This window comes from Streptomyces sp. NPDC059142 (genome assembly GCF_042755665.1).
In the GTDB taxonomy this organism is placed as follows: Bacteria; Actinomycetota; Actinomycetes; order Streptomycetales; family Streptomycetaceae; genus Streptomyces.
Map to the genome: position 1 here is coordinate 11,559 of NZ_JBHZDA010000009.1, position 24,601 is coordinate 36,159.

Annotated in this window: 3 protein-coding genes; all 3 read right to left on the reverse strand. The window is 75.4% G+C overall.

Features of this window, described 5'->3' with window-relative positions; genetic code table 11:
* Window positions 1–35 precede the first annotated feature (35 nt).
* From ACFXPK_RS05570 to ACFXPK_RS05580, 3 genes are read right to left on the reverse strand one after another with little or no spacing between them, the layout of a single operon-like run.
* Window positions 36–3,779 (reverse strand): SDR family NAD(P)-dependent oxidoreductase, encoded by a 3,744-nt coding sequence (locus ACFXPK_RS05570; RefSeq protein WP_385071953.1) that lies wholly within the window; start codon window positions 3,777–3,779, stop codon window positions 36–38.
* Window positions 3,776–13,459 carry a beta-ketoacyl synthase N-terminal-like domain-containing protein gene (locus ACFXPK_RS05575; RefSeq protein WP_385071956.1) on the reverse strand — a complete coding sequence of 3,228 codons (9,684 nt, stop codon included), beginning with the start codon at window positions 13,457–13,459 and terminating at the stop codon, window positions 3,776–3,778. Before ACFXPK_RS05575 ends, ACFXPK_RS05570 begins: the two co-directional genes overlap by 4 nt.
* Window positions 13,456–24,597 carry an SDR family NAD(P)-dependent oxidoreductase gene (locus ACFXPK_RS05580; RefSeq protein ID WP_385072059.1) on the reverse strand — a complete coding sequence of 3,714 codons (11,142 nt, stop codon included), beginning with the start codon at window positions 24,595–24,597 and terminating at the stop codon, window positions 13,456–13,458. Before ACFXPK_RS05580 ends, ACFXPK_RS05575 begins: the two co-directional genes overlap by 4 nt.
* Between the last annotated feature and the right edge of the window lie 4 nt (window positions 24,598–24,601).

Below are 24,601 nucleotides of genomic sequence, written 5' to 3' on the forward strand. Positions count from 1 at the left end.
CTTCCGTTGCGTCGCTTGCGTGTGTGCGGTGCGGGTCAGTTCCGCGCGGCGAGGACCTTGCAGAAGCTGCGTACCGTCGGGTTCTCGATCAGCACATCGCCGGGGAATCCGCCGAACCGGGCCCTGACCTGGGCCATCATCCGGACGGCGGCCAGCGAGTGGCCGCCCAGCTCGAAGAAGCTGTCGTTGGCCCCGACGCCGTCCACGCCGAGGATCTCGCTCCAGATCTCGGCGAGCGCGGCCTCCTCGTGGGACGCCGGGGGTTCGTAGGGGACCGGGAGGTCCGGCCGCGGGTAGCGGGTGCGGGGCGGTTCGGGCGCCGTACGGTCCAGCCGCGTCCACTGGTCGAAACGGCGCTCCAGGGGGCCCGTGGAGAGGGTGAGCTGGCGGACCCGGTCCGCGACGGAGAGCGCCCGTTCGAAGACCTCGCACCCTTCGGCGGCGTCGAGGAAGTACTCCTTCATGGTGACGCCGAAGTCGCCGTGCGGGTCCTCGCCCAGGTTCCAGGTGTCCCAGTTGACGGGCAGCCACCGGCCCTCGGGGCCGTCGCCGAGCGTGCGGGCGTAGGCGTCCATCGCGGCGTTGGCCGCGGCGTACGGTCCGTAGGCGACGCCGCCGAGCACCGAGGCCAGGGAGGACATCGTCATCCTGACGGGCGCCTCGTCCCGGCCGAGCAGGGAGTCCAGCACGCGCAGGCCGGTCACCTTGGAGCGCAGATGGGTCTCGCAGACCGCCCGGCTCAGCCCGGGGGCGAAGCCGAAGTACTCCCGGCCCTGGGCGCCCGCCGCGTGGACGACCACGTCGACCGGGCCGAAGTGGTCCCTGGCCAGGTCCAGCACCTCGGCCATCCGGGCGCGGTCGGCGACGTCCGCGCCGGCCACCAGGACGGCGGCGCCGCCCGCCCGCAGCTCCCGTACGGTACGGATCCGCTCCGCGGTCCGGTCCGCGCCGGGGTGGTCCGCGAGCCAGGCGTCCCACGCGTCCTCGGGGGGCAGCGGGGTCCGCGCGGTGAGGACCAGACGGCAGCCGTACGCGGTGGCGAGGTGCGCGGCGAGCGCGGAGCCGACCGTGCCGAGGCCGCCGGTGATCAGCGCGGTGGCGCCCTGCGGGATCACCGGCCGGTCCGCGGGGACGGGACCGACCCGTACGGGCGCGAAGGAGCGGACCCAGCGGTCGGTGGAGCGCAGCGCCACCGGCTCCGTGGTGGTCGCTTCCGCCGCCTCGGCGAGGAGTTCGGCGGCGAGCGCGTCGACGGAGCCGCGCGCGCGGGCGCAGCCGTCGGTGTCGATGTCGACGAGCCGGCACGTGAGGTCGCCGAACTCCTGGTTGATCACGGGCTGGAGCCCGGCCAGGGTGGCCTGCTGCGGCCGGCGCAGATCGCCGCCGGTGGCCTCGACGGCGCCGTCGGTGCACAGGAGCAGGTCGACCTCGCCCGGCTGGGCGTCCTGCGAGAGGGCGCCGACGAGCGCGAGCACGGAGTAGAAGCCGTACCGCTGGGCCTCGGCGAACGCGGCGTCGCCGCTCTCACCCGCCACCGCCCCGGCGCCGGTTCCCGTGGACTCCAGACCCAGGGTGTGCAGGACGCCGCGCGGGCGCCCCAGTTCGGCGAGGGCGGCGGCGAAGTCCTCCCGTGAGGCGGGGTCGATGTCGCGCACCCGCAGCCCCGCGATGTCGGTCGGCCTGCCGCCCGGCCGGTCCACCGGGCACAACACGACGACGTCGGCGCCGAGTTCGGTGAGCCGGTGGGCGGCGGCGAGCCCGGTTCCCTCCCCGGCCACCACCCACCACGGGCCCTTCTCCCGCAGCGTCGCGGCGTCCGCGCCGCGCAGCAGGGGTACGGAGCGCCACACGGGGTGGGAGAACCAGTCGGCCATGTCGGGCAGCCGTCCCCCGGCCGGGTCCTGGGCGGCGCCCGCGGCCGGTCCCTGGCCCTCCTGGGCGGCGGCGAGGCCGGGGAACCCGGCCGGGAGGTCCGCCGGGTCGAGGAAGTAGCGCTGCCGCTCGAAGGGGTAGGTGGGCAGCGGGACGCGCCGGCGCGGCCCGTCGTGCAGCGCCGTCCAGTCGATGTCGGTGCCGGTCAGCCACCGCGCGGCGGCCTCGTGCGGATCGGCGGTCCGGCGCGGGGCGCCGGTGGCGGTCACGGGTCCCGAGGTGACCGCGCGTGCCGGGTCCCCGAGGGCCCGTACGGCGTCCTCGGCGCCGTCGCAGACGACGGCCATCCGGTGGGCGAACCCGGTGCGGCTGGCCTGGAGGGTGTACGCCACGTCTGCCAGGAGCCGGTCCCGGTCCAGCTCCCCGCCGGCCAGGGTCCCGCCGTCCTGAGCCCGGCCGCCGTCCCCGGGCCGCCCCTCCCCCAGGGTGTCGCGCAGATGGCCGCGCAGGCGCCGTACGGCCGTGTCCAGAGCGGCCGGGGTACGGGCGGACAGCACCAGCAACTGCGGGCCCGGCGGGGCCTGTCCGGCCGCTCCCGTGCTTCGCCCGGGGGCTTCTTCGAGGACGACGTGGACATTGGTGCCTCCCGCTCCGAAGGAGTTGACGCCGGCCCGGCGCGGGTGCGCCGTGCGCGGCCAGGGCCGGTCCTCGGTCAGTACGGTGAAGCGGTCCCCCGCCGTGGCGAGGGCCGCGTTGGGGGTACGGAACCCCCGGGTGGCGGGCAGGACGCGGTGGTGCAGCGCCAGCGCCGCCTTCATCAGCCCGGCCACTCCGGAGGCCCGGTCCAGATGGCCGATGTCGGGCTTGAGGGTGGAGAGCACCCGGGGCTCGGCGGGCACCTGGGGGAACGCCCGGTCCATGGCGGCGAGTTCGATGGAGTCGCCGAGCCGGGTACCGGTGGCGTGGCACTCGACGTAGCCGATGGTGCCGGGGTCGACATCGGCCACGGCCAGCCCGTAACCGATCACCGCGCTCTGGCCGTCGACACCGGGAGCCGAGTAACCGGCCCGCGCCGCACCGTCGTTGTTGATGGCACTGCCCAGCAGAACGGCCCAGATGTGGTCGCCGTCCCGGCGGGCGTCCGCGAGCCGCTTCAGCGCCACGACGCCCACGCCGTTGCCCATGACGGTGCCGCCCGCGTCGGCGTCGAGGCTGCGGACCACCCCGTCGGGCGAGGTGATCGAGCCCTCCTCGAACTGGTAGCCCGTCGGCAGCGGGTCGGGGATCGCGGCGCCGCCCGCCAGGGCGACGTCGCAGTCGTACGTGAGCAGGGACTGCGCGGCCAGGTGCACCGCGACCAGCGAGGTGGAGCAGTTGGTCTGGACGCCCACCACAGGACCGGTCAGGCCGAGTTTGTAGGCGACCAGCGCGCACAGCGAGTCGGCGGTGGTGCCCATGCCGTACTGCTCCAGGGTGATGGTGGCCATCACCTCGGGGCGGATCAGCACATGGCGCATGCCGTACTGGCTCGGGGCGACGCCGCCGAAGACACCGACCTGGCCCGGCACGGCGTTGGGCCGGTAACCGGCGCTCTCCAGCGCCTCCCAGGCGCACTCCAGGAACATCCGGTGCTGCGGGTCGGCCACTTCCGCCTCGCGCGGGCTGTAGCCGAAGAACGCGGCGTCGAACAGCTCGGTGTCCGCGACGGGCGCGCCGCGCCGTACGTACCGGGGGTCGGCCTGCGCGGCGGGCGGCACCCGGGCGGCGGTCAGCTCGTCCTGGGTGATCTCGCGGATGCCGCCCGCTCCCCGGGTGAGGTTGGCCCACAGCGCGTCCGCGCTCGCCGCGCCGGGGAAGCGCCCGGCCATTCCGACGATGGCCAGCGCGGACTCGTTGGTGTCGCTCATGCGCCTTCCGCCTCCCGGTTCTTGGTACGGCGCAGGCTGCGCCTGCGCAGGTCGCTGCGGGCCTGGTCCTCGGCCGTGGTGTCCGCGGCGCCGTCCCCGGGGGTCCCGGCGGTGCGTGCGGCCAGGAGCCGCGCCAGCCGGGCGACGGTCGGCGCCTCGTAGAGGATGTGCGGGGCGAGTTCGTCGACGGCGAGGCGGCGCCGGATGCGCGCCATCACCTCCATGCCGATGAGGGAGGAGCCGCCGAGGTCGAAGAAGCTGTCGTCGGCGCCGATCTCGTTCAGTCCGAGCAGGTCGCACCAGACGTCGGCGATCGCGCTCTCCACCTCCCCGGAGGGCGGCACGAACTCGGTGACCAGGTCGGGGCGCGGATGGCGGGTGCCCTCCTGCCGCTGGGCGCTCTTGCCGCCGCCGACCAGTTCGATGGTGAAGTGCCGGCTCATCCGCTCCATCTGGGAGAACTCCTGGCTGTTCACCACGACGTAGGGCAGGTCCTGGGAGACCGCCCGGAGCAGGGCGCGCCAGCCGGCGTCGAAGCCGATGCCGAACTTCTGCCGGTTGGTGCGGAAGAACTCCTGGATCTCCACGTCGTACCCGGCGAGTCCGGCCTCCCAGGCGTTCCACTGCCACTCGCCCCAGCCGATGGTCAGGGTCCGGCGTCCGGCGCCGTCCCGGCCCGCGGGGGCCGCCTCCCCGTACGCGTCGAGGAAGGCGTTTGCGGCGCTGTAGTCGACCTGTCCCGGGCCGCCGCCGGTCGCGGAGGTGATGGAGGAGAACAGCACGAGGAAGTCGAGCGGTACGCCGTCGAGGGCGTCCTCCAGGGCGAGGGTGCCGCGGATCTTGGGCGCCATCACCTTGCGCATCTCGGCGGTGGTCTTGAACTGCATGAGCCCGATGCCGGGGAGTCCCGCCGCGTGCAGGACGCCGTGCAGGGCGCCGAACCGCTCCAGGGCGGTGGTGACGGCGCGTCCGGTGTCGGCCGGGTCGGCCACGTCGCCGGTGACGACGGCCACCTCGGCGCCGTACTCCTCCAGCCGCAGGACCCCGGTGAGCCGGCGCCGTACCTCGTCGCTGACGGCCGGGTCGGCGAGCGCGGTCTCCCAGGTGTCGCGGGGCGGCAGCCCGGTCCGGCCGAACAGCACGAGCCTGGCGCGGCAGTCGCGGGCCAGGCGCTCGGCCATGGCAAGGCCGATGCCGCCGAGGCCGCCGGTGACGAGGTAGACGCCGCCCTCGCGCAGCGGCCCCGGTACCGGGCGGGCCGCCTCGGCGTCGGCGGGCTGCGGTGTGTGGTCGGGCAGGGTCTCGTAGTCGGGCAGCCAGCGCCGGCCGTGGCGCAGCGCGACGACCGGTTCGCCGTCGCCGTCGCCGAGTTCGGCGGCGATCTGCCCGGCCAGCCGCTCGGCGGTGGCGGGGTGCACGGGGTCGATGTCGATGAGCCGGCAGGAGACTTCCGGGTACTCCAGCGGGATGCCGCGCACGGGGCCGGTGACGGTGGTCAGTTCGGGGCGGATCCGTTCGGCGCCGGTCACGGAGCGGGTGCCGCAGGTGACCACGTCGAGCGACCACTTCTCGGCGCCGACGTCGCCGGCTCCGGTGGCGAGCGCGACGAGGGTGTCGGTGCCGCGCACCAGCGCGGTCTCGACCTCCTCGGCGGTGGGTGTGGCGCCTTCGGACTCCGGGAGGGAGAGCGTCCACAGGTGGACGATCCGCTCGGGCAGTCCGCCCTCGTCCCTGAGGCGGCGCATCAGCTCGCGGATCCGCGGGCCGTCGCCGGGCCGTACCCGGTAGTCGCCCCTCTCGTCGGGCCCCTCGAACCCCTCGGACCCGGTGGCCGGGCGTACGAGGACGACGCTGCCGCCCGCGTCGGTGAGGCGGCGGACCAGTGGCCCGCTCACCTCGTCGGCGGCGCCGGTGTCGGTGAGGATCAGCCAGCGGCCCAGCGGCAGCCGTCCGCCGCGGGGCGCGGTCTGCCGCCACACCAGGGCGTGCAGCCACTCCTCCTCGGGGAGCAGCGGCAGCGGGGAGCGCCGTACGTCGTCCAGGTCGGTGACTTCGAGGACGGGCGCGGCGGCGCCGGTGGGCCGGGGCGCGGCCGGGGCGAGCCAGTACTCGGCGCGCTGGAAGGGGTAGGTGGGCAGCGGGATCCGGCGCGGCGCCCGGCCGTGCTGGTAGGCGCTCCAGTCGATGTCGGCGCCGGCGAGCCAGAGGCGGGCCAGGGTCTCGGCGGCCACGAGGTCGTCGGGGCGGGGGTCGGCGGCGGCGGGCAGGGTCGGCACGATCAGCGGCCACCGGTCGCGGGAGCAGTCGGGGTGGACCCGGGCCATGGCGCCGAGGGACTGGCCGGGGCCGATCTCCAGCAGGACCGGGTCGGGGTCGGCGAGGAGGTGGGCCAGGCCGTCGGAGAACCGTACGGTCGAGCACATGTGGCGGGCCCAGTAGCCGGGGTCGGCGACCAGCTCGGCCGTGACGGGCTCGCCGGTGACGTTGGACAGGTAGGGCAGTTCGGGTGCCCGCGGCCGCAGATGGGCGGCGGCCCAGGCGGTGAGTTCGTCGCGTACGGGTTCGAGCATCCGGGTGTGGAAGGCGTGGGTGGTCGCGAGTTTCCGCCCGGGGACTCCGGCGGCGGCGAGCCGGTCGGCGAAGGCGTCGATGACGTCCGACGCCCCGCCGACGACGGTCAGTTCGGGTCCGTTGACGACGGCGATGTCGATGCCCTGGCCGGCGAGGTCGCCGAACCGGGCGCCGAGCTGTGCGGGCGAGAGCGGCAGGGCCAGCATCGCCCCGGCGGGCAGCCGGGCGATGAGCCGGGCCCGGAAGGCGACCAGGCGCAGCGCGTCGGAGAGGGTGAGGACTCCGGCCAGGCAGGCGGCGACGTACTCCCCGAGGCTGTAGCCGAGCAGCCGGCCGGGGCGCACGCCCCAGCTCGCCAGCAGCCGGGCGAGGGCGTAGTCGGTGACGAACGCGGCGGGCTGGGCGATCTCGGTCCTGGCCAGCTCCGCCGCCGCGGCCTGCGCGTCGGCGTCGGGGGCGGGGCCCCGGCCGAGCATGGCCGACAGGGTGTCGCCGTCGCCGGCCGGCCGGTCGCGGTGGGCGGTGAGCAGGCGGACGAGGTCGACGCCGTCGCCGAGGGTGTCGCCGAGCAGTGCGGCGCACTCGTCGACGGCGGTGCGGAACTCCGGTTCGCGCCGGTAGAGTTCGCCGATCATCCCCGGGTACTGCTCGCCCACTCCGGCGAGCAGGAAGTCCACGGGCCGGTCGAGGACGGCGTCGGTGCGGCGCATCATCCCCGCCACCGGCGCGGGCGCCTCCTCGCCGTCGGGGGCCGCGCGCAGCGCGTCCAGCGAGTCCGCGACCAGGATCCTGCGGTGCTCGAACCGTTCGCGTCCCGCCTGGAGGGTGTACGCCACGTCCAGGGCGGCCGCGCCGGTCTCCTCGCGGAGCCGGGCGCGGAGCCGGGTGACGGCCTCGTCGGCGGCCTTCTCGCTCCGGGCGGAGACGGGCAGGATCTCGTAGCGCCGGTCGGGTCCAGCGGCGTCGGCCGGGCGTGCGCCGGGCTGCTCGGGGGGCTCCTCCACGACGACATGGACGTTGGTGCCGCCCATGCCGAGGGAGTTGACGCCGGCGATGCGGCGGCGGCCCTCCTCGACCCGCCAGGGGGTCAGGGCGGTGTTGACGAAGAACGGGCTGCCCGGGAAGTCGATCTCGGGGTTGGGTTCCTCGAAGTGGAGGCTCGGCGGGATCTGGCGGTTCTTCAGCGAGAGGACCGTCTTGATCAGTCCGCTGGCCCCGGCGGCGGCGCCGAGATGGCCGATGTTGGTCTTCACCGAGCCGATCGCGCAGTACTGCTTGCGGTCGGTGGCGCCGAACGCCCGGGTGAGCGCGGTGACTTCGATGGGGTCGCCGAGTTCGGTGGCGGTGCCGTGCGCCTCCACGTAGCCGATGTCGTCGGGTCCGACGCCGGCCGATGCCATCGCGTCGGCGACCACGGTGGCCTGGCCGACGACGCTGGGCGCGGTGTAACCGACCTTCAGGGAGCCGTCGTTGTTGACGGCGGAGCCCCGGATGACCGCGTGCACGGTGTCGCCGTCGGCGAGCGCGGCGTCGAGCCGCTTGAGCAGCAGCACCCCGACGCCGTCGCCGAAGAGGGTGCCCTTGGCACGGGCGTCGAAGGTGCGGACCCGGCCGTCGGGCGACTCCATGCCGCCGGGGGTGTAGAGATGGCCGACCCGGTCGGGCACATGGATGCCGACGCCGCCCGCCATGGCCATCTCGCACTCCCCGGCGCGCAGGCTCTGGCAGGCGAGATGGGTGGCGACCAGGGCGGTGGAGCAGAAGGTCTGCACGGAGAGGCTGGGCCCGGTGAGCCCCAGCTTGTAGGAGACACCGGTGGCGAGCGAGTCCTTGTCGTTGCCGATGACCGTGGAGTAGAGGTCCGCCTCTCCGGCCGTGGCCAGGCCCGCGGCCTGGAGCATCAGATACGTACTGAGGTTGGACCCGGCGAACACCCCGACCCGGCCCCGGCCGCGGGCCGCCCCGTAACCGCCGTGCTCCAGCGCCTCCCAGCAGCATTCGAGGAAGAGCCGGTGCTGCGGGTCGGCGAGGGCCGCGTCGCGCGGGCTGTAGCCGAAGAATCCGGCGTCGAAGGTGCGGATGTCGTCGAGGACCGGGCGGGCCGGGACGTAGTCGGGGTCGCGGATCTGGTCCAGGGAGAGTCCGGCGGCGACCAGTTCCTCCTCGGAGAACCGGGTGACGGACTCCAGGCCGTGGCTGAGGTTGTGCCAGAAGGCGGCGATGTCGGAGGCCCCGGGGAAGCGGCCGGTCAGCCCGATGACGGCGATGGGGACGGTGCCGGTCTCCGCCGTGCCCGTCGTGTCGCCGCGCGCGGGCTCGCGTACGGCCGTGGCGCGCGGCGCCTGCGTGGGCCTCGGTACGGCGGCGGGGCCGCTCTCGCCACCGAGGCTGTCGATCTGCTGGATCAGGGCGTGCACGGTGGGCGCCTCGAACAGGGTGATCGGGGAGACCGCGACGCCGAACGCCTGCCGGATGCGCTTGACGAGCTGGAGCGCCATCAGCGAGGTGCCGCCGAGGTCGGAGAAGTTGTCGCGGGCCCCGACCCGGTCGATCCCCAGCAGGTCGGCCCAGAGCTCGGCCAGCCTGCGCTGGCGCTCGCCGTTCGGGGGCACGTACTGCTGGGCGAGTTCGGGCCGGGGGAAGCGCTCGCCCGCGGGCCTGGCCGGGGCGGGCGCCGCCGCGGCCGCGGGCCGCTCCACCCACTGGACGAGCCGGGCGGGCAGGTCACCGGCGCAGACGAGGGTACGCGGCCGGGGTGCGGCCAGTACCCGGTCGACGGCGTCCAGTGCCTGGCGCTCGGTCAGCGAGTACTGCACGAGGGAGGCGCCGAACGACTGGCCGCCGAGGCCGGCCGCGGTGGACGGCCAGGTGTCCCAGTTGACGGCGAGCCAGCGGGTGGTGTCCGCGCGGTGGCGGTCGACGACGGCGTCCAGGAAGGAGTTGGCCGCCGTGTAGCCGGCGAAGCCGATCCCGCCGAGCACCGCGGACATGGAGGAGAACAGCAGGCAGAACGCGGCGGGCACGTCCTGGAGCACCCGTTCCAGTGCCAGCGCGCCGCCGGTCTTCGCGTGGAAGTGCGCGTCGCGCTGCTCGGGGGCGAGCCCGGAGATCGGGGAGAGGCTCTCGGCGTCGGTGACGGCGGCGAGATGGATCACGCCGTGCAGCGCGCCGTGGCGGGCGACGACCGAGGAGACGACCTCGCGCAGCGCGTCCTCGTCGGTGGCGTCGGCGGCGACCACCTCCACGGAGAGGCCCTGGTCCGCGAGGCGCAGCAGCGTGGTGACGCGGGTGCGCAGGGCGGGTTCCGCGGTGTCGTCGGCGGCGATACGGCCCCACTCCTCGCGCGGCGGCAGGCCGCGCCGCCCGGTGAGCACGAGCTTCGCGCCGTAGGTACGCCCCAGGTGTTCGGCGAGGAGCAGGCCCACGGGGCCGAGTCCGCCGGTGATCAGGCAGACGTCGCCGGGGCCCGGCGTCACCGCGGCGTCCCGGGGCGCGCCGTTGTCCTCCGGCGCCGGTCCGGGGGCGGGGTCCGGGGCCGGTACGTGGTCGAGGGCCAGCCGGGTCCCGGCGCGCAGGGCGGCCACCCGGCCCGCGCCGTCGCCCGCCAGTTCGCGGTGGAGGGCCGCCGCCACGGCTCCCGGGGAGTCCGGGGCGTCCGTGTCGGCGCGGAGCGTCACGTCCAGGGTGCGGACGTCGAGGGCGGGGTACTCCTGCGGGGCGACCAGGCAGGGTCCGAACACGGTGGCGCGTTCGGGGACCACCGGCGAGTCGTCGGCGCGGACGGCGCGCGCGGACTCGGTCACCACCAGCAGGGAGACCGGTCCGCCGGGTGTGGCGTCGCCGAGGGTGGCGGTGAGCGCGCGCAGGCTGTCGAAGCCCCGTTCGCGGGCGCGGGTGCCGGTGGTGGCGTGGTCGAGCCCCCAGAGGTGGACGACGGTGCGCGGCGCTCCGGCGCTCTCCCACAGGGCCTGGTAGTCGTCCTGTTCGGCGGGGCGCACGGTCCGGCCCGCCGCGGCGGCGTCGTTGTCGGCGTTGTCGGCGGCGTCGGCCGGGCGTACGAGCACGGTCGCGCGGCCGTCGGCGGTGAGCCGGGCGGCGAGCGCGTCGGCGACGCCCCGGTCGTCGGCGAAGAGCCAGACGGGGCCGTCGGCCGGGGTGGCCGCCGGCGTGGCGGGCAGCGGGCGTTCGGTCCAGCGCGGGACGAACAGCCCCTGCGCGGCGAGCGGGTCCGCCGCGTCCGCCGGCGCGGTCACGGGGGACGCCGCGACGGGCTCCGTGAGGGCCGGCGGGGCGGCGGGGGTGGCCGCGTCGATCCAGTAACGCTCGTGCTGGAAGGGGTAGTCGGGCACGGAGACCTTACGGGGGTTCCTGCCGTCGTGGTACGCCTGCCAGTCGACGTCGACGCCCGCCAGCCACATCCGCGCGAGCGAGCCGGCCAGCACCTCGCCGTCGCTCGACGGATCGGCCTGGGCGGGCAGCGTCGGCAGCAGCAGCGGCCAGCGCTCGGGCGGGCAGCCGGGGTGGTTGCGGGCCATCGCGCCGAGGGACTGGCCGGGGCCCAGCTCCAGCAGGATGTCGTCGCCCTGGGCGAAGGTGTGGGCGAGCATGTCCGAGAACCGCACGGTCCTGCACATGTGTTCGGCCCAGTAGCCGGGGTCGCGGAGCTGCTGCTCGGTGACGGGCGCGCCGGTCACGTTGGAGAGGTACGGGATCTTCGGGGCCCGCGGCTTCAGTTCGGAGCGGGCCCACGCGGTGAGGGCGGGCGCGGCCGGCCGGAGCGCCGCGGAGTGGAAGGCGTGCGTGGTACGGAGGCCGCGGCTGGGTACGTCGGCGGCGGCGAGCCGGTCGGAGAGCTCGGCCACGGCGTCGACGGGCCCGGAGAGCACCGTGAAGCCGGGCCCGTTGACCGCCGCGACATCCACCCCGGTACCGGCCAACGGGCCGATCAGATCGGTGAGGTCGGGGACGGAGAGCGGTACGGCCGTCATGGCGCCGGCGGGCAGCTCCGCGATGAGCCGGGCGCGTTGGGCGGTCAGCGCGGTCGCCTCGGGCAGGGTGAGCGCGCCGGCCAGGCAGGCGGCGGCGAACTCCCCGACGCTGTACCCCAGCAGCAGCCGGGGCCGGACGCCCCAGGACATCAGGAGCGTGCCGAGCGCGTAGTCCGCGGCGAACATCGCGGGCTGGATGATCTCGGTGGCGACGGGCTCCGCGGACTCCGTCGCCTCCGTGTCCGTACGGCCGAGGAGCCCCGCCAGATCGGGGGCGCCGGAGCGCCGCCGGTCGAGGAAGGTCTCCACGGGGTTGACGCCGAGCTGGTCGCGGAAGAGGTCGGCGCAGGCGTCGATCGCGGCGCGGAAGACGGGTTCCGTGCGGTAGAGGCCGCCGACCATGCCCTGGTAGTGCTCGCCGACCCCGGCGAGCAGGAAGCCGACCGGCCTGCGGGTGACGGCGTCGTGGCGGGCGAGGACGCGGTGGTCGGCGTCCTCGCCGAGGGCGCGCAGCGCGTCGGCGACGGCGCCCCCGTCCGTACCGGCGGCGCCGGAGGAGGTGACCAGCGCGCGCCGGTGGTCGAAGACGGCCCGGCCGGTCTGGAGGGTGTAGGCGACATCGGCGACGCCGCGCGCCCCGGTGGCCTCCGGCTCCCAGGCGCGGCCCTCGCCCTGGTCGGCGAGGAGTGCGCGCAGCCGTCCGGTCGTCTCGTCGGCCGCGTCCGCCGTCCGCGCGGACCACACGAGGACCTGGTGGTCGCGGGGGGCCGGGCGGGGGTCGGGCGCGGGTGCGGCGGTCTCCTCCAGGACGACATGGGCGTTGGTGCCGCCCATCCCGAAGGCGCTGACACCGGCGCGGCGCGGCCGTTCGCCCCGGGGCCAGGGCCGCAGGTCGGTCACGACCTCCAGGCGGCCTGCCGAGCGGGCGAGCTGGGGGTTGGGGCGGTCGAAGTGGAGGGTGGGCGGGATCTCCTCGTGGTGCAGGGCGAGCGCGGTCTTCATCAGACCGGTGACGCCCGCGGCCCGGTCGAGGTGGCCGAGGTTGGTCTTGACCGAGCCGATCGCGCAGCGGGTGACCCCGTCGACGTCGAAGACGCGCTGGAGGGCGGCGATCTCGATGGCGTCGCCGAGTCCGGTGCCGGTGCCGTGGGCCTCCACGTAGTCGATGTCGGGCGCGGTCAGCCCGGCACTGGCCAGGGCCTCCGCCATCACACCGGACTGGCCCCGTACGCCGGGAGCGGTGAACCCGGCCCGGTTGGCGCCGTCGTTGGTGACCGCCCAGCCCCGGATGACCGCGTAGACGCGGTCCCCGTCAGCGAGCGCGTCCTCCAGCCTGCGCAGGGCGACGACGCCGACGCCGCTGCCGACCGGGGTGCCCTGGGCGGCGGCGTCGAAGGCCCGGCAGCGGCCGTCCGGGGAGGACATCCCGGCTTCCTGGTAGAGGTAGCCCACCCGGTGGGGCACGAGCACGGAGACCCCGCCGGCCAGCATCATGTCGGCCTCGCCGCTGACCAGCGCGGAGCAGGCGAGCGACACGGCGACCAGCGAGGTGGAGCAGTAGCTCTGGACGCTGTAGCAGGGCCCGGTGAGGTCGAAGGCGTACGCCGCCCGGGTGGCGAGGGAGTCCTTGTCGTTGCCGAGGCCGATCTGCACCTCGCCGACGGACTCGGCGAGGTCGGGCCGGGTGGACAGGTTGTTCATCATGTACCAGCTGATGCCGGTCCCGGCGACCACCCCGATCGATCCGGCGAAGCGCGCCGGGTCGGTGCCCGCGTCCTCCAGCGTGTGCCAGGCGGTCTCCAGGAACAGCCGCTGCTGCGGGTCGAGGAGCTGGGCCTCCTTGGGGGTGTGGCCGAAGAAGCCCGCGTCGAACAGGTCGATGCCGTCGAGCACCGATCCGGCGCGTACGTACGACGGGTCGGCGAGCAGCTCCTCGGGCACGCCCTCGGCCCGCAGCTCCTCCTCGGTGAAGCGGGTGATGGTGTCCTTGCCCGCCCTGATGTTGTGCCACAGTTGCCGGACGCCGTCGGCGCCGGGGAACCGTCCCGCCATGCCGACCAGGGCGATGTCCGTGCCCTCGGCGCCGCTCTGCGGGTCGTCCTCGCTCGTCTGCCAGCTCACTTGCCTGTCCTCCTGCGCTTGATGGTCGAGGCACCGGCCTGGGTCCTGCGCCGCTGTCCACGTGCCGCACTGCCGTCCTCCCGGCCCGGTGCGGGGGACGCGGGGTCGTCGGCGTCGCCGCCCGCGCCGCCCGTACCGGGGCCGGCCGTACCGGAACCGCCGGCACCGCCGGCACCGCCGGCACCGAGGCTGTCGAGCAGCTCCGCGAGCTGGGCGACGGTGGGATGTTCGAACAGGCTCGCCGCGGCCAGCTCGACCCCGAACTCGGCGGCGAGCCGGTTCACCAGGGCCAGCCCCACGAGCGAGGTACCGCCCAGCTCGAAGAAGGGGTCGTGCACACCGACCCGCTCCATCCCGAGCAGTTCGCCCCAGGTGTCGGCGACCCGGCGTTCGGTGTCGTCGCGCGGGGCGATGTACGAGACCCGCAGATCGGGCCTGGGGTAGCGGCGTTCGGGCGCGGTCGCCCCCGCACCCGGTCCGGTGCCGTTGCCCGCCAGCGCCTCCGGGTCGGAGAGCATCCGCATGGCGTCGACGAGATCGTCGAGCGGCTGGTTGAGCGCGTAGAGATGGGACGGTCCCGCCGCGATGATCCGGCCGAGCGCCGCGGTCCCCTCCTCGTCGGTGAAGCCGTACTCCTCCCGGATCCGGCGGGCGCGGTCCCGCAGGGCGGGGGCCGCCGCGTACGCCTTGGTCTGCCAGCTGTCGTGCTGCCACGCCCCCCAGCCGACGGAGACGACCCGGTTGGCCACCGTCCCCGCCCCGTCCTCGGCGGCGGCGAAGGCGTCGAGGAAGGCGTTGGCCGCGCCGTAGTCGCCCTCGCCGTGTCCGCCGACCGCGGTGACGGTGGAGGAGTACAGCACGAGCAGTTCGGGCGGCGCCTCGCGCAGAGCCTCCGCGACGGCGAGCGTTCCGGCGATCTTGGGGGCCAGTACGGCGGCGGCCTGCTCCTTGGTCTTGTACTGGAGCAGCCCCTCGCCCGGTACGCCCGCGGTGTGGATCACCCCGTACACCTCGCCGAAGTGCGCGCGTACGGTACGGAAGGCCTCGGCGGCCTCGTCGGGCCTGCTGATGTCCGCCCGGACGGGCAGCACCTCGGCGCCGGCCGCGCGGAGCTGCCTGATCGCCAGGAGGACGGAACTGATCCGGTCGTCGGCGCGGTGGCTGCTGATCCACCAGTCCCACAGGGCGGGTTCGGGCAGTTCGGTCCTGCCGATCAGGGCGAGCCTGGCGCCCATCGGGGCGAGCCTGCGGGCGAGCGCCATACCGAGCCCGCCCAGGCCGCCGGTGATCGCGTACACCCCGTCGGGCCGCCAGACCTGGTCGTCGGCGACGGCGGGCAGCCCCACCTCCTCCAGGCCGGGGAGCCAGCGGCGTCCGCGCCGCCAGGCGCTCGGCGAGGAGTCGGATCCGGTGGCGCCGGGGCGGGTGCCGTCGGCGGTCAACAGGTCGAACTCGCGCAGGAGTTGACCGGCCGCCCGGTCCGGTCCCGCCTCCGGGTCGAGGTCGACGCAGCGGGTGCGGATCCGCGGGTACTCCACGCCGATGGAGCGGGCGAGGCCGACGACCGGCGCGGAGAGCGGGTGCACGCGCTCGCCGCCGAGGACGTCGAAGGTCCCGGAGAGCGCGACGACGAGTTCGACGTCGCGGCCGGGCAGGACCCGGCCGATCGCCTGGATCAGCCGGAGCACGCTGTAGAAGCCGTGGTCCAGGGCGTGTTCGTGCCCGGCCGCCGGATCGGGGTGGTGGCCGAAGGCGTGGACGACACGGAGCGGGCCGGCCGGGGCGACGGAACCGCCCGCGCCGTGCGCTCCGTTGGTGCCGTGCGCGCCGCTCCGGCTATGGGTGCCGTTGGTGCCGGGCGGCGGGGGCGGGGGCAGCTCCGTCAGCAGCCGCTCGTAGTCCTCCGCGCTCCGGGGGTCGATCGTCACGCCTCCCCCGGTCCGCAGATATCCGTCGCCCGCCTCGACCAGCACCACCTCGTCCCCGGCGGCTCCGGCCCGCTCGGCCACCCGGCGGCCGAGCCCGGCCCGGTCGGCCAGGACCAGTACGGTCGCGGGCGCGGCCGGTGCGGACGCGGGCGGCAGGGCGTCCTGCCGGCGCCAGGCCGAGGCGAGGAAGCGGGTGCCCCGGGCGTCGGCCGCGGGAGTCCCGCCGTTCGCGGAGGCGGATCCCGCCGGGGCGGCGGGCCGCGCCACCGGCATCGGCCAGTAGCGGGCGCGCTGGAACCGGTAGCCCGGCAGCCGCAGCAGCTCCCGCCGGACGGTGTGGCCCGCGCCCCAGTCGACGGTGACGCCCAGCTCCCAGAGCCGGCCGATCCCGGCCAGCCAGGTCGCGCGGTCGGCGTCGCCGCCGGGCACGGGCAGCAGCCGTACGGTCACCGGCGGTACGGCCTCCCCGGCGGCGTCCGTGGACCCGGGCCCCGCCGCGTCCAGGGTGGTGCCCCAGCCCGCCTCGACCAGCACGGTGGCGTACTGCGCGAGGCCCCGCGCGCTGTCGGCGTCCGCGACGGGACGGCCGGGCAGCGCGGCCCAGTAGGCCGGGTCGGCGCACTCCTGCGGTGTGAGGGGCAGGCCGGTCGCGGCGGAGAACAGTCCGGCGCGGGGCTCGTGGAGCGTCACCGACCCGGCCAGGTCCGGATCCAGGGCCACGCTCATCGCGTCGGGCAGCGCGAACACCCCGGCCGCGCAGGCCGCGACGTACGCGCCGACGCCGTGGCCCAGGAGGACGGCAGGCCGTACGCCGTACGCCTCCAGCAGCGCGACGAGCGCGTACTGCACGGTGAAGGCGGACAGGACGGCGGAGTCCGGTGTCCCGGCGTCCCGTTCCGGAGCGCGGTGGGGATCGCGCAGATGGCCCAGGTCGGTGCCGAACCGTTCGGCGGCCAGCTCGGCGCACGCGTCGACCGCCGCGCGGAACGCCGGCTCCGTACCGTAGAGCCCGCCCGTGGCACCGGACGGTGCCCCGTCGCCGGGCAGCAGCAGGCCCACGCGGTGCTTGCGCGCCGGGGACACGGTGCCGTCGGCGCCGGCCGGGTCGCGCAGCCGCTCGATCGCGTCGGGGAGGTCCCGGCAGAGCAGGGCCCGGCGGACCGGGAAGGCCGTGCGCCCGGTCTGGGTGGTGAACGCCACGTCCGCCAGGCCGGGTCGGGGCTCCCGCTCCAGATGGGCGGCGAGGGCGGTGGCGGCCTCGCGCAGACTCGCGGCGTTGGTCGCGGAGAGGGTGACGAGCTGGCGCGGCGCGGCCTCGGCCCCGGTGGGGGTCGCGGCGCCCTCCCCGGCCGGTTCCTCGCGCCGGGGCGCCGGTGGGGCCTCCTCGACCACCAGGTGGATGTTGGTGCCGGACCAGCCGAAGGAGCTGACCCCGGCGCGGCGCGGGGCGCCGGGCGCGGCGGGGAACGGCTGCCGGGTCTGCGCCGGGCGGACGGGGCCGTCGAGGGACACGTCCGCGTTGGGCCGCTCCAGGTGCAGGTTGGCGGGGAGTTCACCGCTGCGCAGCGCGAGCACCGACTTGATCAGGCCCGCCATTCCCGCGGTCGTCAGCAGATGCCCCACATGGGTCTTGACCGCGCCGATCAGCAGCGGGTGGTCGACCCCCCGGTCGCCGAACACCTCCTGGAGGGCGCTGAACTCGATGGCGTCGCCCAGGCTGGTACCGGAGCCGTGCGCCTCGACGAAGCCGATGTCGTCGGGGCGCAGCCCCGCGTCGGAGAGCGCGGCGCGCACCACGGCCGCCTGCGCGGGCCTGCTGGGGGCGGTCAGCCCGTTGCTCCGCCCGTCCTGGGTCATGGCGGAACCGCGGATGACGGCGTGGGCGGGACGGCGCTCCGCCTCGGCGTCCTCGGCGCGCTGAAGGACGATGGCGGCGCTGCCCTCGCCCGCGACGAAGCCGTCGGCGGCCTCGTCGAAGGTTTTGCACCGGCCGTCCGCCGCGAGCATGCTCATCTTGCACGCCTGGACGAGGGCGCTCGGGTCGATGAGCGCGGAGGCGGCGGCGATGATCGCCAGGTCGCATTCGCCGCGCCGCAGACTCTGTACGGCCAGATGCGTGGCGGTGAGCGCGGAGGAGCAGGCGGTGTCCACGGTCATGCTCGGGCCGCGCAGGTCCAGGTGGTACGCGATCCGGCCGGCGGCGGCGCTGGAGGAGAGGCCGAGGAAGAAGCTCGGGTCGTCGAAGCAGGCCAGGCCCTCCGTCTCCACCTGCCGCCGCGAGTACTGGCTGGAGTCGCTCAGCCCGAGGAAGACCCCGGTCCTGCTGCCGCGCAGCCGCTCCGCGGGGATCCCGGCGTCCTCCATGGCGGTCCACACCATCTCCAGGAGGAGCCGGTGCTGCGGGTCGAGCCGGTACGCCTCCTGCGGGGTGCAGCCGAAGAACTCGGCGTCCCAGTCGGCGAGATCGGGGACGAAGGACGCCTTCCTGGTGTACGCCTTGCCCGGCACTCCCTTGCGGGGGTGGTAGTAGGCGTCCATGTCCCAGCGGTCCGGGGGCACTTCGGAGGCGGCGTCGACACCGTCGAGCAGGTTCTGCCAGAACAGCTCCGGGTCGGCGGCGCCGCCGGGGAAGCGGCAGCCCATGCCGACGATCGCGACGGGCGCGTCGGACGGGGGCGGGGAGGCGGGCTCGGCCCGGCCCCCGGCGGGCAGGGCCATGTCGCCGGCCGGCCGTACGGATCCCGGCCGCTGCCCGGCGGAGTCCGGCGCCGCCGGCAACTCCGCAGGCCCGTCGACCAGTTCGCTCTGGAGGTGGTGGGCGAGCGCGAGCGGGGTGGGGTGGTCGAAGGTGAGGGTGGCGGGCAGCCGCAGCCCGGTGGAGCGGGAGAGCCGGTTCCGCAGCTCGACGGCGGTCAGCGAGTCGAAGCCGAGCGCCGTGAACTCCTTGCTCACATCGAGGACGACGGAGGGCGCGTGCCCGAGGACGGTGGAGACCTGACGGGCGACCAGGTCCACCAGATGGCGGTCCTGCTCGACGGCGGACAGGGCGGCGAGCCTGCGGCGCAGCCCCTCGGCCCCGTCGTCGCCGTCCCGCTCCGCGCCGCCGAGCGCGGTGCGCCGGCCGGGGGCCGAGGCGGGCGCGAGGGCGCTGAGCAGCGGAGGCAGCGGTCCTGAGCGGGCGAGCCTGGCGAGGTCGAGCTTCACCGGCACGGTCAGCGGCAGGTTGTGCGCGAGCGCGGCGTCGAACAGCGCCAGTCCCTCGTCGGGGCTCATCGGCGCCACACCGCCGCGGGCGAACCGCTCACGGTCGGCCCGGCCGAGTCCGCTGGTCTGGCCCTTGCCCTGGCCCCACCAGCCCCAGGCCAGCGAGGCACCGGGCAGCCCGGCGGCCCGGCGTCCGGCCATCAGGGCGTCGACGGCCGCGTTGGCCGCCGCGTAGTTGCCCTGTCCGGGACTGCCGAGCACACCGGCCGCCGAGGAGAACACCGCGAAGAGGCTCAGGTCGGCGCCGCGGGTCAGCTCGTCGAAGTGGCGTACGGCGTCCACCTTCGGGGCGAAGGCCCGGCGTATCCGCTCGGGGTCGAGGGCGGGGATCACCCCGTCGTCCAGGGTGGCGGCACAGTGCACCACGCCGGTCAGCGGGCGGTCGGCCGGGATCCCGGCCAGCAGCTCCGCCACCGACCGGCGGTCCGTCACATCGCAGGACACCACATCGACCTCGGCGCCTGCGTCCTCCAGTTGCCTGCGCAACTCCGGCGCCCCTTCGGCCCGTTCGCCGCTCCGGCTGGCGAGGACCACGCGCCGTACGCCGTACCGCTCCACGAGGTGGCGGGCGACGAGGCCGCCCAGATCGCCGGTGCCGCCGGTCACCACGACCGAACCGGCCGGGTCGGGGGCGCGGTCCACCGTGAGGACGATCTTCCCGGTGTGCCGGGCCTGGGCCATGAGGCGGAACGCCTCGGGCGCCCGCCGTACGTCGAAGAGGGTGGTGGGCAGCGGGGAGAGCACCCCGCGCTCGAACAGCTCCATCACTTCGGCGAGCATCTCGGCGACCCGGTCGAGCCCGGCGTCCAGACCGTCGTACGCCTGGTAGGCGATGTCGGTGCGGACCGCGGCCACCTGCTCGGGGTCGCGGATGTCGGTCTTGCCCATCTCCAGGAACCGTCCGCCCGGGGCGAGCAGCCGCAGCGAGGCGTCCACGTACTCCGCGGCGAGGGAGTTGAGCACCACGTCCACGCCCCGGCCGCCGGTCGCGGCGCGGAACGTCTCCTCGAAGTCCAGGGTCCGGGAGTTGGCGATCCGGTCGGACGGGATCCCCAGCCCTTCCACGGTGGGCCACTTGGGCGGGCTCGCGGTGGTGAACACCTCCGCGCCGATATGCCGCGCGAGCTGGATCGCGGCCATGCCCACGCCGCCGGACGCGGCGTGCACGAGCAGGGTCTCCCCCGCCCGCAGCCCGGCCAGCCGGTTCAGCCCGTAGTAGGCGGTCAGGAACACCACGGGGACCGTCGCGGCCTGCGCGAACGACCAGGTGGCGGGCATCCGCACCCAGCCGCGCCGGTCGCTGACCACCACGGTGGCGAAGGAGCCGAGGGCGAGCCCGGCGACCCGGTCGCCGGGCGCCAGATCCGTGACCCCGGCCCCGATGTCGAGCACCACACCGGCGGCCTCGGTGCCCAGCAGGCCCACATCGCCGCCGATCATGCCGAGTCCGGCGACCACGTCCCGGAAGTTGAGCCCGGCGGCCCGCACCGCGACCCGGATCTCGCCGGGCGCCAGTTCCCGCCGGGCGTCGTCGGCGGGGAGCCACTCCATGTTCTCGGCCGATCCGGCGGCCCGCATCCCGATCCGTACCGCGTCCGGGGTGGCGGTGTGTCCGTCGGCCGGTTCCGGTACGGCGAGCCGCTGGGGCGCGAGGGCCAGCGGAACCCCGGCCCCGCCGCTCACCATCCGGACCAGCCGCGGTGCCCGTAACCCGTCCGCGTGCAGCGCGAGTTGGGGCTCTCCGGTGGCCAGCGCACCGGCCAGCAGCGGTACGGTCGGCGCGCTGCCGGGGGCGAGGTCGAGGAGGGTGATCCGGCCGGGGTTCTCCGCCTGCGCGGAGCGCACGAGGCCCCACACGGCGGCGGCCCCGGTGTCGACCGGGCTGCCGGGACCGGCACCGGCGGCGCCCGAGGTCACCACCACGAGCCGGGCGCCGGCACACGCCTCGTCGGCCAGCCACCGCTGGAGGACGTCCAGGGCCTGGCAGGTCACCGAGCGTACGAGGTCGGAGCCGGAGCCGGAGTTGGCGTGGGAGCCGGAGTTGGCGTGGGAGCCGGAGTTGGCGTGGGAGCCGGAGTTGGCGTCCGCGTCGGGCCCGGAGCCGGGGCGGGGGCCGTGGGGGGCCGACCACACCACGACGGTGGGCGGGGTCTCCCCGGACGGTCCGGCGGTGCCGTCCGTGCCGTCGGTGCCGGTGGACGCGGTCAGTGTGCGGCAGGGCGGCAGGCCCAGGCCGTGGGGGTCCTCGTCCGCCACCGTCCAGTTCTCGTCCGGGGCGGGGTCGACCGGTTCGGCGGTGAGCGGGGCCCAGTCCAGCCGGAACAGGTCGTCCGTACGGACCGGGGGCGTCAGTCCGCCCTCCGGCAGCGGGCGCAGGGTCAGCGAGTCCACCGTGAGCACCGGGCCGCCGGCCGCGTCGGTGACGTCCAGCCGCATCGCGCCCGGCTCGGCGGCGGTGATCCTCACACGGACCCGGGCCGCGCCCACCGCGTGCAGCCGCACCCCCGACCAGACGAAGGGCATCCACGGCACACCGGACTCGATGCCGGGCACGGCGCCGCTGAGCACCACCGCGTGGAGCACGGCGTCCAGCAGCGCCGGGTGCACCCCGAACCCGCCGAGCTCGGCGCGGCCCTCCTCCGGCAGTCCGACCTCCGAGAACGTCTCGTCGCCCCGGCGCCAGACCGCCTCCAGGCCGCGGAAGACCGGGCCGTACTCCAGACCACGGGCCGCGAACCCCTCGTACACCTCGCCCACGGGTACGGGTTCCGCGCCCGTAGGTGGCCAGGGCGCCGGCTCCCCGGTGGCGGGGCGGGAACCTTCCGCCGCGCTCGCCAGCACCCCGGTGGCGTGGCGGATCCAGGCGCCGTCGCCGTCCTCGGGCCGTGCGTGGACCGTGACGGCGCGCCGCCCGGAACCGTCGGCCTCGTCGACCACGATCCGTACCACGGCGGCGCCGGTCCCGGTCAGGACGAGCGGTACCTGGATGACCAGTTCGTCCAGGTCGGGGCAGCCGGCCTCGTCACCGGCCCGGATCGCCATCTCGACCAGCGCCGCCCCGGGCACCACCACCTCACCGAGCACCCGGTGCCCGGTCAGCCAGGGCTGGTCCCGTACGGAGAGCCGTCCGCTGACCACCACCCCACCGGAGTCCGGGAGTTCGACCACGGCGCCGAGCAGGCAGTGGCCGCCGGTCGTGGTCAGTCCGTACGTGCCCACATCACCGGTGCTCCCGGCGCCGGTCATCCAGTACCGCTCGCGCTGGAAGGCGTACGTCGGCAGGGCGACGGGCCGCGGACCGGCCCCGGCGCACACCGCGCCCCAGTCCACCCGCACCCCGCACACCGACAGATGTCCCGCCGACAGCAGGAAGCGGTCGAGACCGCCCTCGTCCCGGCGCAGGGTGCCACCGGCCACCGCGTCCGAACCGGTGGCCTCGGCGATGTCCTCCACACTGGCGGTGATCACCGGGTGGGGGCTGACCTCGACGAACGTGTCGAAGCCCCGCTCCATCAACGACCGCACCACCGGCTCGAACCGCACCGGCTCCCGCAGATTCCGGTACCAGTAACCGGCGTCCAGCTCGGAGCCGTCGACCAGCTCACCGGTCACCGTCGAGAAGAACGGCACCCCGCCCGACCGCGGCACCACCGACGCGAGCACCTCGTGTACCTCGTCCTCCAGGAACTCCACATGGGCGGAGTGGGAGGGGACGGACGAGGCGAGCTTGCGGGCCCGTACCGACTCCGTCGCGCAGAGCGCGAGCAGTTCGTCCAGGGCCTCGGTGTCGCCCGCGATCACCACGGCGGAGGGGCCGTTGACCGCCGCGACGGTCAGCCGGTCGCCCCAGCGCGCGAGCCGTTTCTCCGCCTCCGCGTGCGGCAGGGCCAGCGACACGAGTGCGCCGCGGCCCATGAGCCTCAGGAGCAGCCGGCTGCGCAGGGCGACGATCCGCGCCGCGTCCTCCAGGGAGAGCGCGCCCGCGACACAGGCCGCGACGATCTCGCCCTGGGAGTGGCCCACCACCGCCTCGGGCTCCACCCCCGCCGAGCGCCAGAGCGCCGCCAGGGACACCATCACCGAGAACAACACGGGCTGCACGACGTCCAGTTCGGCCAGGTCGGGGGCGCCCTCGCCGCCGCGCAGGGCGTCCTGTACGGACCAGCCCACCAGCGGGCGCAGCGCCTCCTCGCACTCCAGCAGCCGGTTCCGGAAGACCTCGGACGACGCCATCAGCTCCAGCGCCATGCCGGCCCACTGGGAGCCCTGACCGGGGAAGACGAAGACCACCCGGCCGCCGTCGACCGTCACCGGGGACTCCCCCGTGGTCACCACACCGGCGGCCGGAGCGCCCTGTGCCACCGCGGCCAGCCCCGACAGCAACTCCTCCCGGTCACCGCCCACCACCACCGCACGGTGGTCGAGCCGCGCCCGGCCGACCGCCAGCGACCGGCCCACCTCCCCCGGGCCCAGCTCGGGCCGCTCCCGTACGTACCGCTCCAACCGCTCCGCCTGCGCCCGCAGACCCGCCGCGCCGGCCCCCGACACCACCCACGGCACCGCGCCGGGCGCCTCGGCCCCGGTGGGCGCCTCGGTGGGCGCCGGGGCCTGCTCCACCACCACATGCGCGTTGGTGCCACTCACACCGAACGACGACACCGCCGCCCGCCTCGGCCGGTCCACCACCGGCCACGCCCGCTCCTCCGTCGCGAGGGAGACCGCACCCGCCGACCAGTCGACGTGGGTGGAGGGTGTGTCGACATGGAGGGTGCGCGGGACGATGCCGTGGCGCATCGCCAGCACCATCTTGATGACACCCGCCACCCCGGCCGCCGCCTGGGTGTGACCGATGTTCGACTTCACGGAGCCGAGCCAGAGCGGCCGGTCCGCGGGCCGGTCCAGACCGTAGGTGGCCAGCAGCGCCTGCGCCTCGATCGGGTCGCCCAGCGTGGTGCCCGTACCGTGCGCCTCGACCACATCGATGTCGGCCGCCGACAGCCGCGCGTTGGTCAGCGCCTGGCGGATCACCCGTTGCTGGGAGGGGCCGTTGGGCGCGGTCAGCCCGTTGGACGCGCCGTCCTGGTTCACCGCGCTTCCCCGGATCACCGCCAGCACCTCGTGCCCGTTTCGCTCCGCGTCGGACAGCCGCTCCAGCAGGACCAGCCCCACACCCTCGGAGAAGTTCGTCCCGTCGGCGGAGTCGGCGAACGATTTGCACCGGCCGTCGCGGGCCAGACCGCGCTGGCGGCTGAAGTCCACGAACATGCTCGGAGTGGCCATGACGGAGGCGCCCCCGGCGAGCGCCATCGAGCACTCCCCCGCGCGCAGCGACTGGCACGCGAGGTGCATCGCCACCAGGGAGGACGAGCACGCCGTGTCGATCGTCACGGCCGGGCCCTCCAGCCCGAAGACATAGGAGATACGGCCCGAGGCCACGCCACCGGCGCTCCCGGTGCCCTGGTAGCCGTCCATGGCTTCGAGGGCGGCGCTCGACCAGGAGCTGTAGTCGTGCTGGATGACCCCGGCGAACACTCCGGTCCGGCTGCCGCGGATGGACTCCGGTGCGATGCCGGCCCGTTCGAAGGTCTCCCAGGCGGATTCGAGCAGCAGCCGCTGCTGGGGGTCCATCGACTGGGCCTCGCGGGGGTTGATCCCGAAGAGACCGGCGTCGAACTCGTCCGCGTCGTAGAGGAATCCGCCGGTGAGCGAGTAGGTCTTGCCCGCCGCGTCGGGGTCGGGGTCGTACAGCCCCTCGACGTCCCATCCGCGGTTCTCGGGGAACGGCGCGATGGCGTCCCGCCCCTCGGCGACCAGCCGCCACAGGTCCTCGGGGGAGTCCACCCCGTCCGGGAAACGGCACGCCATTCCGACGATCGCGATCGGCTCCGCGTTCTTCTCGTCCTGGTCGCGCAGTTGGAGCCGGGCGTTCTGGAGTTCCCCGCTCACCCGT